Origin of the sequence: Pseudochrobactrum sp. B5 (assembly GCF_001939785.1) — a bacterium.
Lineage (GTDB): Bacteria > Pseudomonadota > Alphaproteobacteria > Rhizobiales > Rhizobiaceae > Pseudochrobactrum > Pseudochrobactrum saccharolyticum.
The window spans coordinates 14,620-30,000 of record NZ_MOYL01000011.1; the positions used below are offsets into that span (position 1 = coordinate 14,620).

Annotated in this window: 12 protein-coding genes (1 of these 12 only partly in view); 8 read left to right on the top strand and 4 right to left on the bottom strand. The window is 52.0% G+C overall.

Annotated features, from left to right (window positions below; all coding sequences use genetic code 11):
- Window positions 1-2 precede the first annotated feature (2 nt).
- A complete protein-coding gene (locus BKD14_RS18370; protein WP_075657571.1) occupies window positions 3-1,823 on the top strand; it encodes an ABC transporter ATP-binding protein in 1,821 nt (606 codons plus the stop codon).
- Between the two features lie 32 nt (window positions 1,824-1,855).
- Here BKD14_RS18370 and BKD14_RS18375 read toward each other — a convergent pair whose 3' ends face one another.
- A complete protein-coding gene (locus tag BKD14_RS18375; protein ID WP_075657572.1) occupies window positions 1,856-2,644 on the bottom strand; it encodes an IclR family transcriptional regulator in 789 nt (262 codons plus the stop codon).
- Between the two features lie 111 nt (window positions 2,645-2,755).
- On the opposite strand from BKD14_RS18375, the gene BKD14_RS18380 reads away from it, so the two are divergent.
- The 5 genes from BKD14_RS18380 to BKD14_RS18400 all read left to right on the top strand — a co-directional run bounded on the left by BKD14_RS18380 (window position 2,756) and on the right by BKD14_RS18400 (window position 8,985).
- The gene (locus tag BKD14_RS18380; protein ID WP_028233227.1) at window positions 2,756-3,100 is read left to right on the top strand and encodes a RidA family protein; all 345 of its coding nucleotides are present in this window, start codon (window positions 2,756-2,758) and stop codon (window positions 3,098-3,100) included.
- A 26-nt stretch (window positions 3,101-3,126) separates the two neighbouring features.
- Window positions 3,127-4,722, top strand: coding sequence for a D-aminoacylase (locus BKD14_RS18385; RefSeq protein WP_075657583.1), 1,596 nt, complete (start codon window positions 3,127-3,129; stop codon window positions 4,720-4,722).
- A 125-nt stretch (window positions 4,723-4,847) separates the two neighbouring features.
- On the top strand, window positions 4,848-5,201 hold the full coding sequence (locus BKD14_RS18390; protein ID WP_022709298.1) for a hypothetical protein: 354 nt from the start codon (window positions 4,848-4,850) through the stop codon (window positions 5,199-5,201).
- Window positions 5,198-8,047: a hybrid sensor histidine kinase/response regulator gene (locus tag BKD14_RS18395; RefSeq protein WP_075657573.1), complete on the top strand. Its 2,850-nt coding sequence runs from the start codon at window positions 5,198-5,200 to the stop codon at window positions 8,045-8,047. Before BKD14_RS18390 ends, BKD14_RS18395 begins: the two co-directional genes overlap by 4 nt.
- A 2-nt stretch (window positions 8,048-8,049) precedes the next feature.
- The gene (locus tag BKD14_RS18400; RefSeq protein ID WP_075657574.1) at window positions 8,050-8,985 is read left to right on the top strand and encodes a diguanylate cyclase; all 936 of its coding nucleotides are present in this window, start codon (window positions 8,050-8,052) and stop codon (window positions 8,983-8,985) included.
- A 30-nt stretch (window positions 8,986-9,015) separates the two neighbouring features.
- Here BKD14_RS18400 and BKD14_RS18405 read toward each other — a convergent pair whose 3' ends face one another.
- Window positions 9,016-9,834 carry a DeoR/GlpR family DNA-binding transcription regulator gene (locus BKD14_RS18405; RefSeq protein WP_075657575.1) on the bottom strand — a complete coding sequence of 273 codons (819 nt, stop codon included), beginning with the start codon at window positions 9,832-9,834 and terminating at the stop codon, window positions 9,016-9,018.
- A 158-nt stretch (window positions 9,835-9,992) separates the two neighbouring features.
- Between BKD14_RS18405 and BKD14_RS18410 the strand changes: the two genes are divergently transcribed.
- Complete coding sequence (locus BKD14_RS18410) at window positions 9,993-13,349, top strand: autotransporter domain-containing protein (RefSeq protein ID WP_245293687.1); 3,357 nt, start codon at window positions 9,993-9,995, stop codon at window positions 13,347-13,349.
- 86 nt (window positions 13,350-13,435) lie between these two features.
- Here BKD14_RS18410 and BKD14_RS18415 read toward each other — a convergent pair whose 3' ends face one another.
- Both BKD14_RS18415 and BKD14_RS18420 read right to left on the bottom strand, forming a co-directional pair.
- Entirely contained in the window at window positions 13,436-13,981 is a 546-nt protein-coding gene (locus BKD14_RS18415; RefSeq protein ID WP_075657576.1) for a peroxidase-related enzyme, read from the bottom strand.
- A gap of 84 nt (window positions 13,982-14,065) precedes the next feature.
- Window positions 14,066-14,758 (bottom strand): MarR family winged helix-turn-helix transcriptional regulator, encoded by a 693-nt coding sequence (locus BKD14_RS18420; RefSeq protein WP_075657577.1) that lies wholly within the window; start codon window positions 14,756-14,758, stop codon window positions 14,066-14,068.
- A 193-nt stretch (window positions 14,759-14,951) separates the two neighbouring features.
- On the opposite strand from BKD14_RS18420, the gene BKD14_RS18425 reads away from it, so the two are divergent.
- A protein-coding gene (locus BKD14_RS18425; protein WP_075657578.1) for an ABC-F family ATP-binding cassette domain-containing protein crosses the window boundary here: on the top strand, window positions 14,952-15,381 show its 5' portion. Its footprint extends 1,193 nt past the window's final position; only the first 430 of its 1,623 coding nucleotides appear in the window; the start codon lies at window positions 14,952-14,954; its stop codon lies beyond the right edge, outside the window.

Sequence of the window (15,381 nt, forward strand, 5' to 3'; positions counted from 1 at the left end):
TGATGAGCCATTTATCAGACAAACAGCCTGTGCTCCGCGTGCAAAATCTCACAACCTCTTTTCTTGGTGAGGATGGCTGGCGACCGGTTGTGAAAAATATCTCCTTTGATGTCGGCGCGGGGGAAACCGTGGCGCTGGTCGGGGAATCCGGCTCAGGAAAAAGTGTAACGTCTCTTTCTGTCATGCGGTTGTTGCAGCCGGATACCAGCCGGATTGAAGGGAATATTCTGCTTGCCGGCAAAGATATATTGCAGCTGTCCGAGCAGGAAATGCAAAAAATACGCGGCAATGATGTCGCGATGATTTTTCAGGAGCCGATGACGTCGCTCAACCCGCTTTACACGGTGGGAGACCAGATTTGCGAAGCCCTGCTATGCCACCGCAATATGAGCAAGGCAGAGGCCAAGGCTGAAGCTCTGCGACTGATGGAAAAAGTACGCATTCCGTCTGCCGCAAGCCGGTTCAATGAATATCCGCATCGTTTCTCCGGCGGTATGCGCCAGCGCGTGATGATCGCTATGGCGCTGGTCACCCGCCCGAAACTGCTGATTGCCGACGAGCCGACTACAGCGCTGGATGTAACCATTCAGGGGCAGATTCTCGACCTGATTAAAACCCTGCAGGAAGAGGAAGGCACTTCGGTACTGTTCATCACCCATGATATGGGTGTGGTTGCAGAAATCGCTGATCGCACGGTGGTGATGTATCATGGTGATGCGGTGGAAACCGGTGATACGACCACGATTTTCCGTGATGCGAAACATCCTTATACGCGGGCTTTGCTCTCGGCTGTACCGGCGCTCGGGTCTATGACTGGACGTGCGCGTCCACTGCGTTTTCCCGTTGTTGATATCCGAACCGGTACGGCTTTACCGCCGGTTGAAGCTGCCGATACAGTTGCGCAGGATGTACCGCCGGTTCTGGATGTGAAAGGGCTGACGACACGCTTTACCATTCATAGCGGACTATTCGGGAAACTGGCAGGGCGTGTTCATGCGGTGGAGAATGTTTCTTTCTCACTGCAGCCGGGGGAAACGCTGTCGCTGGTGGGCGAGTCCGGTTGCGGTAAATCGACGACCGGCCGCTCGATCATGCGGCTGATAGAGCCGCAAAGCGGTTCCGTTATGGTCAACGGGCAGGATGTGATGGCCATGGCAGGGCATGAGCTGCAAGGTCTGCGCCGTACCATGCAGATGATTTTTCAGGACCCTTATGCCAGTCTCAATCCGCGTATGCGGGTAGGGGCGTCGATTGCGGAGCCGTTTCTTGAGCATAAGCTCGGTACAAAACATCAGGCACGGGAACGTGTGGCTGATCTTCTGGAGCGTGTGGGGCTGAAAGCCGATATGGCGTCGCGCTTCCCGCATGAATTTTCCGGCGGACAGCGGCAGCGTATTTGTATTGCCCGCGCGTTAGCGCTTGATCCGAAACTTATTGTTGCCGATGAATCTGTCTCAGCGCTCGATGTTTCCATCAAGGCGCAGGTCATCAATCTGCTGCTTGATCTGCAATCCAGTCTCAACCTGTCTTTTCTGTTTATCTCGCATGACATGGCGGTCGTTGAGCGTCTCAGCCATCGTGTTGCGGTGATGTATTTGGGCGAGATTGTCGAGATCGGGCCGCGTGCCGCGGTGTTTGAAAACCCGCAACATCCTTATACGAAGAAACTGATGGCTGCCGTTCCGGTGCCTGATCCTGCGCGACGCGGTATGCGGCGCGGGCAGATTGCTGATGAATTGCACAGTCCTGTCCGTGCGCCGGATTATGTACCGGTCGAGCGGCAGATGCGCGAAGTTTCAGAAGGGCATTTCATATTCCAATGATAGGTCCGGTGAAACAAGTCTGCTTCTTCCAATCAGTGCTTGCCGCTGAGCGCCTGTGCGGCATCCTTCAGGCATTGCAGATAGAAAGCATGGTTTTTCAGCCCGTCATCGCGGGGGGCAACAAGGCACAGCGTCGCGGTGGCGATGCCCTGCGCATCACGCATCGGTACGGCAAAACAATGGGTAAAATTATCGACCGTGCTGTTGAAAGTAAATTGACCGGTTCTGTCGGCTTCGCGTACCTGCGCGATAAATTCAGCCGGATCAAGCCAGCTGCCATTAGGCATCTGAAAGTCGGCAGCGGGAATGAAACTGGTAATTTCTTCATCGCTGAGATGAGCAACCAGAAGGCGGCCGGAAGCTGTCCACGGAATAGGCACGGAATGGCCGACATCCGAGGAAATACGGAACGGGCGCACGCCTTCTTTCATACGGGCAACGGTATATTTATTGCCGTCGAGCACGCAATATTGCGCTGTTTCACGGGTCTGTTCGGCAATGCGTTCCAGCGCGGCATCGCAGGCGCGCATGAAGTCAAAATGATCTTCATAGGCGGCGCCGAGAAAATAGAGTTTGCGTCCGAGAAACACACGACCGTCGCCGCCGGTAAATTCGAGAATACCATTGCGCAACAGCAGATTGACCAGCTCGTAAACCGAGGAACGCGGGGCACCGATTTGGGCGGCAATTTCATTGGGTTTCAGCGGTTCACGCTTGTTGCGCAGAAAATCCAGTATCTCAAAGGCACGATCCAGACCGCGCGCACGTTTGCTGCTGTCTTCTTTGGGCGTGACCGGAGTGGTTGCGGTACTGTCTGACATGCTGCCTCCGATGAGCGCTATAATGTTATTGTGTCTGTTATATTGGATTTTAACATACAGGCAAGCAGAAGTTTACAATCAGAAGTGACGATGACAGAAGGAAATACGGGTATGATTATGCGTTACCAAAAAGGCAGCCGGATGAGTCAGGCCGTGAGCTATGGCGGCATGGTGCATATTGCCGGTCAGGTGGCTGAAAACCGCAAGGCTTCCATTGAAGAGCAGACCCGTGATGTTTTGGGCAAGATCGACCAGCTTTTGCAGCAGGCAGGAACCGACCGTTCCAAATTGCTGGCGGTGAATGTGTTTCTTCCGGCAATTGTTGATTTCGATGCGATGAATTCGGTCTATGATGCGTGGATTGATCCGGAAAACCCGCCGGCGCGTGCCTGTGTGGAAGCGCGCCTTGCTGATCCAGATCTGCGGGTTGAAATGACTGCAATTGCTGCCCTTTAATGCTCAATGAAGTGCCGGAGCCGGATATGACACAAACGCTCATTCGCAATGCCCGTATCATTGATGGCACCGGCGCACCTTGGTATCGCGGCGATGTGTTGCTGAGCGGCGGGTTAATCCGGCAGATCGGCAGAGGTCTGAATGCAGACGGTGATGTGCAGATCATTGATGCGGATGAGCGTTATTTAAGCCCCGGTTTTATTGATGCCCATTGTCATGATGATCTGATCTTTCTGCGCGAGCGGGACAGGCCGGAAAAGGCGATGCAGGGCGTGACCAGTATTGTGGTCGGCAATTGCTCTTTTTCGCTCTATCCGGCAGCAGAACAGTCCCGCGAATATCTGCGTCAGCATTTCTCCGGCCTTCTCGGTGAAACGCGATCTGATGAGATTTTTGATGATTTCTCGGGATACCATCAGGCTTTGGAAGGAGAGGGGATTGCCCTCAATCTGATCTCGCTTGTCGGTCATGCAGCTTTGCGGCTGGCAGTGATGGGGCATGACAGACGGCCTGCCACAGAGAACGAGCTTGCAGCGATGTGCCGCTTGCTTGAAGTGCAAATGGCGCAGGGGGCGGCAGGTCTGTCGCTGGGGTTGGTTTATCCGCCAAGTGCTTTTGCTGAGATTGAAGAACTGGTAGCTTTGGGTAAAATTGTAGCCGGTTTCGGCGGGGTGCTGGCCGCGCATATCCGCTCCTATGAAGCAGGCCTGATGCAGGCGACCGAAGAATTCGGTGAGGCGGTGCGCCTGTCCGGTGCAGCCGGATTGCTGTCACATCTGCAGTCGGCGGGACGGCCGAACTGGGGCAATGTACCGGCTGTGATTGACTATCTGGAAAGCCTGCGGTCTGACGGCGTGGATATCAGCTTTGATATGTATCCCTATCCGGCAGGCAGTACATGGATATTACAGCTTCTGCCAGCGGCGGTGATGGATGGTGGTTTGCCGGCTTTGAAAGCGCGCCTGCAGGATATGCCATGGCGGCAGAAACTGGCGCATTGGGTGGAACATGGCGGAGATGATTATCACGGCCAGAGCAAAATTTCGCTGATAGGTTGGGAGAATGTACGGCTTTCAGCAATCGGCATTGAGGCGCTGAAACATCTGGAAGGGCAGACCATGCGTGAAGCTGCCTTTACGCTTGGTACCACGCCTTTCGATCTGTTGGTGCGTTTTGTTGAAGAGGATGACGGGCAGACAGGGATTATTCTTTTTCAGCTTGATGAGGATGATCTCCATGCGGCCTGTTGTAACCGGTTGTTTATGGCGGGGTCTGACGGTTTGCCGCGTCCGGGCTCCAAACCACATCCGCGTGCTTTCGGGACTTTCCCGCGTATTGCCGGACCTTTGCGGCGGGAGAAAAAATGGTTCCCGCTTGAAGATGCAGTGCGTCGGATGACGTCTGTTGCAGCACAGCGTTTTTCTCTGCATGACCGCGGCCTGTTGCGTCCTGCAATGGCTGCTGATCTGGTGCTGTTTGAAGATGCGATCACAGATCACGCGACATTTGAAAATTCCACACAGATGCCGTCTGGTATCAGCCATGTTTTTGTCAACGGACAGGCGGTGATTGCAGCAGGCAAACCGACCGGTAACAGAGCCGGAAAAGTGTTGCGACGCTGAGGATTCCTGTTCTGATGGCGTATTGGTCTGTCTTGTTGTGACGTTTATAAAATCTTAAGGCGGTATTTACCGGAAAACGATATTAATCCTGCTAATATCAGTAATATTTGAAGCAGGATAATGTCATGAACGGGCAGACCGGTGATCAGCGGTGTCATATCCGCGATCTTATGCCAGCGATTGCATTGCTGGTTCTGTTGCTTGGCGGGATTGCCGTGGCTTTTCTCAAGCCAACTGGCAAGGATGACCAATATATCGTTATGGTCGCTCCCTGGCGCACATTGAACTCTGTTATCAGCTCCATTCAGGCCGCTGAGGGCGCGATTATTTCTATCAATGCTTCATCCAGCCTGATTACAGTTTATTCCGAAAATAAAGATTTCCCAAACAGGCTTTACAGTGCCGGTGAGTGGCTGGTTTTTGAACCGCTGCTGCCTGGTGGTTGTTATGCCATTCAGGAACGGACGACAGCCGCATGATCCTAGAACTTGACGACCTTCGCCGCCGGTTTGGCCGGTTTTTGGTGATTTTATTCTGGCTGCATGTCCCGCTTCTGGCGCTGGTTGCTTATATTACCGGTCATTCGCCGGTCGGCGCAGCTTTGGCAGGCGTGGTATTGGCCGGTGCCTATCATTTATCATGGCTGCGCTCAGGCATTGCTCCGGTAACGCGCTATATTTCCGGCGTTGCCCTGATGGGGCAGCCCGCATTGCTGCTGTATTTTATGAGCGGTCAGCTCTGGCAAATGGATATGCATATGTATTTCTTTGCTATGCTGGCGCTCACGGTTGCGTGGTGTGACAAGCGTGCAGTTCTTTTTGCCGCCGCTGCCGTGGCTCTGCATCATTTAACGCTGGATTATCTGATGCCAGCAGCGGTGTTTCCTGAAGGCGGGGATATCAAGCGCGTTCTGCTTCATGCGGTTATTGTCGCGTTTCAGGCTGCAGTGCTGGTGTGGTTCGGCGATATGCTTGTCGATTGCTTCAACCGCATTAATGCCATGCGCGATGAAATTATTGCCAAGAATGCGGCACTGGAACAGCGTACCCTTGAAGCGGAAGCTGCAAGCAAATCGAAGAGCATGTTCCTCGCCAATATGAGCCATGAAATCCGCACGCCGATGAATGCCATTCTGGGCTTTTGCCATCTGGTACTGCGCACGGATCTGGATCTGCGTCAAAAAGAATATGTCTCGAAAATCAGCAATGCCAGTACGGCTCTGCTGCGCCTGATCAATGATATTCTCGATTTCTCCAAGAATGAGGCAGGCAAGCTTTCTCTCGAGACACGTCCGTTCAATTTACGCTCTTCTTTGCAGAGCCAGCTTAATCTGGCGGCAATTAATGCGGAGAATAAGGGCGTCAGCATTGAGACCGTAATTCAGAATGATGTGCCTGCGGTTCTGGTCGGCGATGAATTGCGCCTGAATCAGGTGCTGCTCAATCTCGTCAGCAATGCGGTGAAGTTCAGCGAAAAAGGAACTGTCACAGTCACGGTTGATGCTGAAGAGCAGCAGGATGCAGGTGTTAAACTGCGCATATCGGTGCGCGATCAGGGGATCGGTATGGCACCGGAACAGCAAGCTTTGCTGTTTAATTCTTTCACACAGGCCGACAGTTCCATGACGCGCCGCTTTGGCGGTACCGGACTTGGACTGGTCATCAGCAAACAAATTGTTGAGCAGATGGGCGGCACAATCGGCGTGGAAAGCATGCCGGGTGTGGGCAGTACTTTTACCTTTACCGTCAATATGGCAATTGGTGAAATGCAGACTGAGCCGGAGCGCATCGCTTCGGCAGAGATTGCAGGTTTGCGTGTACTTGTGGCTGATGATAATCCGGCCTCGCGCGAGATTTTCCATGATGTCTTTAATTCATGGGGCTTGAATATTGATCTCGTTGCATCCGGTGAGGAAGTTCTGGGCGCGCTTGAAGGAGCATGCAAAACCGGCCAGCCTTATGATCTGGTGGTTCTGGACTGGAAAATGCCCGGCATGGACGGTCTGCAAACTGTACAGGCGCTTCATCGTAATGAGAATCTTTCGCCGCTGCCTTATGTGGTGATGGTGACGGCCTATGGTAATGAGGACTTCCGCGCTGAAACCGAGCGTTCGGGTATTGCTGCCTTCCTGACCAAGCCGATTGTTCCGAATGTGCTTTTTGACACGATTACCGGCTTGTTTGCCCGTGAAACAGCGGCGGATGCGCCGCATGCGGAAATCGGCCAGACTATTCCGATGGTGGCGGAACAGCTGCGCGGGCTGAAGGTTCTGCTGGCTGAAGACAGTATGATCAACCGTGAGATCGCGGTTGAGCTGCTGCAGGATGCCGGATTGGTGGTTGATGTTGCTGAAAACGGCCGTATCGCCTGCGATCTCGTTCTTCAGGATCCGCTGCCCTATGACGGCATTTTGATGGATATCCAGATGCCGGAAATGGACGGTATTGAAGCCACTTTGCAGATCCGTAAAAAATGGTCTGCGGAGCAATTGCCGATTATTGCCATGACCGCGCATGCCTATGAGGAAGAACGGCAGAAATGTTTTGCTGCGGGTATGGACGATCATGTGGCCAAACCGGTTGATCCGTTCCTGCTGGTGCGCACACTTGATCGCTGGTTGAAGCCGCGCAGTAAAGAAGCTTCGCATCCGGTCGCAGAGTCTGCTCCGGTTGCAGTGAAGCCTGTAAGGGATTTGCCGGAAAGCCTGCTGCCGTTTGATCTTACAAAAGCGCTGGCACGCATGAATGGTAAGACGTCGTTACTACGTAAGCTGATTATCGATTTCGGGCAGAGATTTGCTGCAACACCGGAAGAGCTCAACGAGCTGATCGGCCGCGGTGCATTGGATGATGCACGGCGCAGCGCCCATACGCTGAAAGGTGTGGCGGGATCGCTGGAACTTGCAGAAGTTTATGAGCAATCTGCCAAGACTGAAGCTGCATTGGCACAAGGCGATGTGGTTGCGGCGAATATATTGATTGCTGAATTGGAGCAGGTGCTGAAACCCGCAATAAAAGCGGCTAAGAGTCTTGTAACTACAACAGAAGATGATAATAAACCGGTTCCGGCAGGACAAGCTGATCCGGTCAATATTCAGGCGGAGATTCTGGTTTTCCGCGGGCTTCTGGAACGCAGAAGTCTGAAGGCACGCAGCAGTTTTGAAAAGTTGGCGATTACGCTCGGTATGACACCTGACACTCTGCAGGCTCATCCGGTGAAGATCGCTCTCGACAATCTTGACTATAATCGCGCCCTCACATTGCTGGATGCTGAATTTGCTGATGTTTTGCAAGCTTCACCGGACACTGAGCGTATCGGAGAATAATTATGACAGACCGCGCGGTCATCCTCATTGTGGATGATGAAATCTCGAATATTGAGATTATGAGTGCAGTACTCGAGGACGATTATGAAGTATGTTTTGCGACTTCAGGCGAGGAAGCATTAAAAGTTGCACAGACGGTGTTGCCGGACCTTATTCTGCTCGATGTGCTGATGCCGGGTATTGACGGATATGAAGTTTGCCAGCGTCTGAAAAAAGATCGCATGCTTGCGGATATTCCGGTGATTTTTACAACCGGCCTGAATGATCAGGATGCGGAAGTGCGCGGGTTATCTGCCGGTGCAATCGATTATGTGACCAAGCCTATTCAGCCGGTTATTTTGCTGGCGCGTGTGGCCAATCATGTCGAATTGAAACGTCTGCGCGATCAGTTGGCGCAAATGGCTGTGACAGATGCTTTGACCGGTTTAAGCAACCGCCGTCATCTGGAGCAGACATTGGCGACGGAAACCACGAAACTGGCCCGCACAGGCGACTGGCTGTCGGTTATCATGGTCGATATCGACTTCTTCAAACTGTTCAACGATACATTTGGTCATCCGGCCGGTGATCGTTGTCTGGCGATGGTTGCAGCGGCTCTTACACGCGCGGTGCATCTGGCAACAGATGTGACAGCACGTTATGGCGGTGAGGAATTTGTCTGTGTCTTGCCGGGGCGGGATCATGACGCGGCAGTATTGGTGGCCAAAGAAATACAGGAACAGGTCAGTTCTTTAAGAATTCCGCATCCGGGTTCAACGGTTTCCACTTGTGTCACGGTCAGTATCGGCGTTGCTTCGGCATGTTGTCTGCCGGAAATGTCTGCATCGCAGTGGATGGCACATGCTGATCGTCAGCTATATCTGAGTAAACGTGCCGGCCGGAATGAAATTTTCAGTACTGTTTTCAATGCGCAGGAAATCGGTCTGATTTCTGAATAATTTGGGATCATTGCACTATGACCGGCAAATTCAGCTGTTTTGCCGGTCAGTGATCTCACACAGATGCAACTGAAGCTTATGCGTCTGTATTTTCTCAAAAATATGCGGCGCCGGTGCTTTGTCGGTGACAATAGCATCGACAATATTCAGTGCGCCGAGTTTAACAAGTGCGCGTTTGCCGAATTTGCTGCTGTCGACAGCCAGTAATTTGTGTCTGGATTGGTCGAGCGCTTTGGACACGGCCGCCACTTCTGTCCGGTCATCATCACACAGGTCACCGTCATCATCGATGCCGCTGACAGAAATCACCGCATAGTCGAATTTGAAACGGTTGATGAAATCGGGTGTGTCTTCCTGAAAAATGCCGCCATCTACGGCGCGGACAAAACCACCCGGAATTGCCAGCGCGAAATCGGAATTCTCGCTGATGAGTGATGCTACACGCAGACTATAGGTGACAATGCGCAAGCCCTGTTTGTTTTTAAGCAGCGCAGCGGCAATGGCCTCGCAGGTCGTGCCCGTATCAATGAAAATCGTTGTGTTGTCGGGAATGTAATCGGCTACAAATGCGGCAATCGCCTGTTTTTCTGCGGCCTGATCCAGACGCCTCTGACGATAGGTTCCGGCATCCATCGGAGCTGCGATCGTCGCGCCGCCATGGATACGGCGAACTTTGCCTGTGGTTTCCAGCGCCATGATATCGCGGCGTGCAGTTTGCATCGTCACCGAGCAGAGATGAGCAATTTCTTCCAGCGAAATATAATGATTTTGCTCGAGATATTGCAGCAGAAACGCCTGACGGTTGTCTTTTTTGTTGCCGCCGGTTGATGCCGAATTGTCAAATCGCATAGCGCCCCCTGTACTCCACGTATTTCGGACAAAAAAAATTATGCGTCAAGAAAATGATTTTTGACAATCATCCGGATTGTATAAAAACTGACATATGACTCGTCTAATGTAAGAAAAGTGACATTTTATGTCTCAAATCTTATTGTCAGGATGATATGATGAAACAGCAGCGGTCAGGCGCAAGGCATAAGCGTAAATTAACGGCAGGGGTGGCGAGTGCAATATTGCTGGCTGCGCTGAATACAAATGCACAGGCAGAACCAGTAAAAACACAGAATTTTTCTCTGACCGTGATGGGTTTTAACATCTGGAATAACGGCCTTGATTCCAAAATGTGGGATGCTGAAGCAAAAAAGAATGGCCAGCTGATTTATAATAAGGCGATGCAGGATTTACTGCGTGGCGTTGCCCCTGATGTGCTGGTTATGCCGGAACTTTACAACAATAGCGACAGGCCGTTTGGCGATACGACGGTTGTTAAAGCCCATGTGAAAAATACTCTGGATCTGCTGAATGAAAAAGCAGACAAGCTGGGTGCATTTGAAAAAATCAAAGATCATGGTTCCCGTGAAGGCGAAGGCATGGTCTTTACAAGCGGTGAAACGGAATATCTGGCGGCGAATACGGTTGTCGTGAAGCCGGGTAATGGTTTCCCTGATACGGTTATCGCCGGTCGCCATTTCAATTATGCAGACACATCATCTGGTCGTATCGCTCAGGCAAAAGATGCCAACAAACTGGCACAATCTGCCCTGACGCCGACAATATTGCTCGGCGATCTGAATGCCGGTGATGTATCGGAACGAGGCCTGCTGAGTGTGGATGCGCAACTGCGCCTGATAAAAAAAGCCGCTGGTAACGCATTTTATAAAACGCTGGCTTATGAATATCTTGAGCGGGCGGATGCAGCAAAATGGCGTGCAATCATTCAAGCCGAACACCCGAATGCCAATATTGACAATTTGTCATGGGAGCAGTGGGGCAATGCACTGGACAAAGCCTATCAGGCACAAAAAGATATAGGTTTTGCCGGAGAGGCCTATCCGGTAGGCAATAATCTTCCGGTGACGATGAATATTCTGAAACAACAATATCAGCTGATTCAGCTTGAGCGGAACCGCGAGCAGTTCAAACCAAGTGAAGTTGGTGATGAACGTGCGACCTGGACCAGTGACGGTGAAGAATCTACCAATACATGGCCGAGCTGGGATCGTGTGAATATTGATCATATTCTGGTTTCCCGACCTTTCGCCAAATGGGTTGAAATTGTTGATAATGGTCAATGGTCCGGCACACTTTCCAAACCATCATTGCTGCCAAATGGTAATTCGCTGTCGGATCACGATCCGGTCGCACAGGAGCTGCGCTGGGTAGGGCCAAAGCTTGAGACTTATAAAGACGGAGATGTTGAGAAAAGCCGTCTGATTTGGGGCGCCGGTGCATCCGGTTTTGAAGCCAAAGGCAAAGAGTTTTTCCTGACCCGTAATAATAACCGTAATGATGTTTATCTTGGACAGGTCGCGGATGAAAACGGCAAACCGATCTTGAAGGATCTGACGCAGGAAGAAAAACAAACACTGCTCAATTGCCAGACAACGGATGCACGCTTTGCGCAGGCTGTGAGAGACTACTGTATTGATAATCACGATTTCATTGGCGAAACCTCGGTTTCCGATGGCGGAACGGTGATTGTTTTTGAAGATGCGGCGCTGGGCAGTGCATCAGCCAATTTACGCTTAAATGATGGTGGTCTGCGCGTGGCCGGTCTGGCAATGAACAGTCTTGAGCGCAAAATCGTGCTGGACGGCAATGGCTGGATTGATGTGGCTGAGGCTGCCAATAATCTGAAGGTTAATCAGGAGATCAGCGGCAGCGGTGCTCTCATCAAACGCGGCGAGGGCGTTCTGACACTGAATGCTGTCAATAGCTATACGGGCGGCACATCAGTAGAGCGTGGCGGATTGATTGTCGGTGATGCGGATCATACCGGTGCTTCTGTGAGCGGTATGATTAAAGTCAGCAATGGTGCATTTCTTGCGGGTTCAGGAACACTCGGTGGTATTCATATTGCTGCGGATGCTGTTCTGGCACCGGGTAACTCAATCGGCACGCTGAAAACTTCCGGTGATCTGGTGATGGAGGCAGGCTCTCTTTATCATGCGGAAATCAATCCGGATGGTACATCTGATCTCGTTCAGGCTTCCGGTACTGCAACAATCGACGGTGCCCGCGTTTATGTCGATAAAGCGGGAGGCTCTTATATACCGGGCAGCCGTTATACCATTCTCACAGCGGATGGCGGTGTGAACGGTACTTTCGCTGACCTCAGCCAGAATATGCCATTCATTAATCTCGGCCTGATTTACGATCCGAAGGCGGTTTATCTGGATGTGCTGCGCAATCAGGTTGCGTTTGACGATATCGGCGAAACGGCTAATCAGCGTTCTGTCGCAGCCTCTGTTGAATCTCTGGCAAGCGGCAATGCTGTTTATGATGCGGTGCTCGGGCTGGAAAGCAAAGAACAGGCTTTGGCTGCTTTTGATCTGCTGACAGGTGAGGTACATGCATCCGCTAAAACGGCTCTGATGAATACGAGCAGCGATCTGCGTAATGCAACTCATGATCGTCTTCGTTCCGCTTTCGGGGATGCACATGCACAGAAGGGCGCACAGGTTGTCTCAGCCAAAGATGCGCCTGCTGCTTTGTGGATGCAGAGCTTCGGCACATGGGCTGAGAATTCTGCAAACGGCAGTGCTGCAAAACTCAGCCAGACAACGGGTGGTGTCTTTGCCGGTTATGATGCAGAAATTGCAGAGAATACACGTCTTGGCGCATTGGCCGGTTACAGCCGCACCAGTTTTGATGTTGATGACCGTGCTTCATCCGGTGAGAGCGATAATTATCATCTCGGCATTTATGGTGGTTCGCAATGGGGCAATACTGCTCTGAGCGCCGGTCTTGCCTATAGCTGGCACTCGGTAGATATCAGCCGTTCAGTCCGTTTTGCTGATTTCTCGGATAAACTCGCAGCTGATTATAATGCAGGCACGGTTCAGGCTTTCGGTGAACTCAGCCATAAACTGCAAACCGGTAATGCGGTCTTCGAGCCTTTCGCCAATCTTGCCTATGTTGCTGTGAAGACGGATAGTTTTACCGAAACCGGCGGACAGGCTGCCTTGACCGTTGACGGCGACAGAATGAGCACTGTGTTCACAACGCTCGGTATTCGCGGAGCAACAGAGATGATGTTTGGTAATATCAAAGCCGAGCTAAATGGTACGCTGGGCTGGCAGCATGCTTTTGCTGATACTGATCCGGTCAGCCGCGCATCTTTTGCAACGGGTTCTGCATTCGATATTTCAGGTATTCCTGTGGCAGAGGATACCGCGCTGGTTCAGGCAGGTTTTGATATTAAGGCCAGTGAACAGGCGGTTTTCGGTATCAGCTATCGCGGTCAGTTCGGATCAGGCTTTCAGAGTAATTCTGTGAATGCCAAACTGGGAATCAAATTCTGATCCATCAGATATTTTGTAAAAGGAAACTGCCGGCTTCCGTCACGGAGGCCGGCAGTTTTATTCTTTGTGTTTGTTTCGCCGGAAGATCAGGCGGCCGGTTTTAATGCGACAGCAGGAAAATCTACCGGTACATCCAGCGCGACATTGATATAATTGGTGAAGAGATTGAGAGCGACATGGGCAATAATCTCCACAACAGCCTCATCGTCAAAACCTGCGGCTTTCAGCACCGCAATATCATTTGCTGTCACTGCCGCACGGTCGCGGGTGATTTTGAGGGCAAAGCTCAGAGCAGCTTGTGTCCGCGGGTCTGAGGATTGTCCGGTCTGGGCAGCCGCCATATCGGCAGCTGATGCGCCGGCCTTGCGTCCGAGCGCTGTATGGGCGGCAAGGCAATATGCACAATTATTGGCATTGGCAATTGCAACAGCGATTTCCTCGCCCAGACGCGCACCGAGTTTGCCGGTACTAAGAGCGCCGAACGATCCCCACATGCTTTGCAGTGCAGCTGGTGAATTGGCAACAGCCTTGAACATGTTCGGGACAGTGCCGAAAGCACCGTTAATCTGATCGAGCACCCGTTTGACAGAACCGGTGGCAGACGCTGGATCAATGAGATGAATATGTGCCATAATAGATAATCCTTCTCTGTAGCTTGGAGTTGGGTCAATGAACGGTCCGGTGATGGCAGTCACCGGGCCGTTTTCAGTTCCGGCTTATGAGCCGTGAACAACGGTGTCCGGCAGTTTTTGTGTGCCGGAGATATTACTTTCAGGGTTTTGGGTGAACGCCGCCCAGTTTACATCCTGAGCAGTCTGGTTTGCGGCTTCGTGTTCCCCGCAATCCAGCCGGAGATCCGTACCGGCAATGTCTGCACCGATAAATGTGCAATGGTGCGGGTGTGATGATCCGGGATGAATATTCGGACGGAAATGACGGCAGGAAACGCACATGCGCTGCAGTGGAATAGCACCGGCTTGCTGTAATTCACGGATCAGTCTGATTTGTGTGGCGAGTAATTCGCTTTGTACCGAAGCAGGCAAGCTCGTTAGCGCCTGGGAAAAGCGTGATGAGCTCTCTTCTATCGCAGCATTGACAGTATGACCTTCAGGGGTCGCGCATATGATGCTTGCCCGCGCATCGGACGGATCAGCGGTGCGGATAAGTAGTTTCTTCCGGACAAGGGCGTTTACTGTCTCCGTGATACTGGCGCCGGAAACGGCAAGCTGCGCGGCAATATTTTTTGAGCGCATACCGTCGGGCCGCGTCACAAGTAAAGCAAGAACCTGTGCCTGAGCCGGGTTCAGCCCTTCGGCTGCTGCCGCTGTCCATAGTTCAGCTCGCAGAACGATAGCAAGGCGATCAAAGCCTGTCAGTAGGTGCCGGAGTGTTGTTGATATCTGACTCATATGAATATTAAGTAGGAGTCCTAATTAAATGTCAAGCACTCAATACCGAATGCGGATGACGATCAGGCCTGTTCTGGTTTTAAGTTCTCAATATTGTCAGAGAGACTGTGTATTAAATGCAGAACTTGTAAGACGTGACAGCGCGCCTAAGGCGTGGCATAGGAGCCTGACTAATCACAAGGCCTCCTGTTTCATGATCCGCATTGACAATATCAGTAAGTCCAACAGCCATCGCATTCTGTTTATCGAAGCGTCTGCCGCTTTGAACCGTGGCGAGAAAATCGGCCTTGTCGGGCCGAATGGTGCTGGTAAAACAACGCTTTTCCGTATGATCACCGGTGAAGAACAGCCGGATGAGGGACAGGTTACGGTCGAGAAAGGCGTGACCATCGGCTATTTTGATCAGAATGTCGGGGAAATGGGCGGGCGTACGGCCGTTGCGGAAGTGATGGATGGTGCCGGCCCTGTCAGTATCGTAGCCGCAGAATTGCGTGAACTCGAAGCTGCAATGTGTGATCCGGATCGTATGGACGAGATGGATACAATCATTGAGCGCTATGGCGAAGTTCAGGCGCGCTATGAGGAACTCGACGGTTACGGTCTTGATGGTCGTGCGCGTGAAG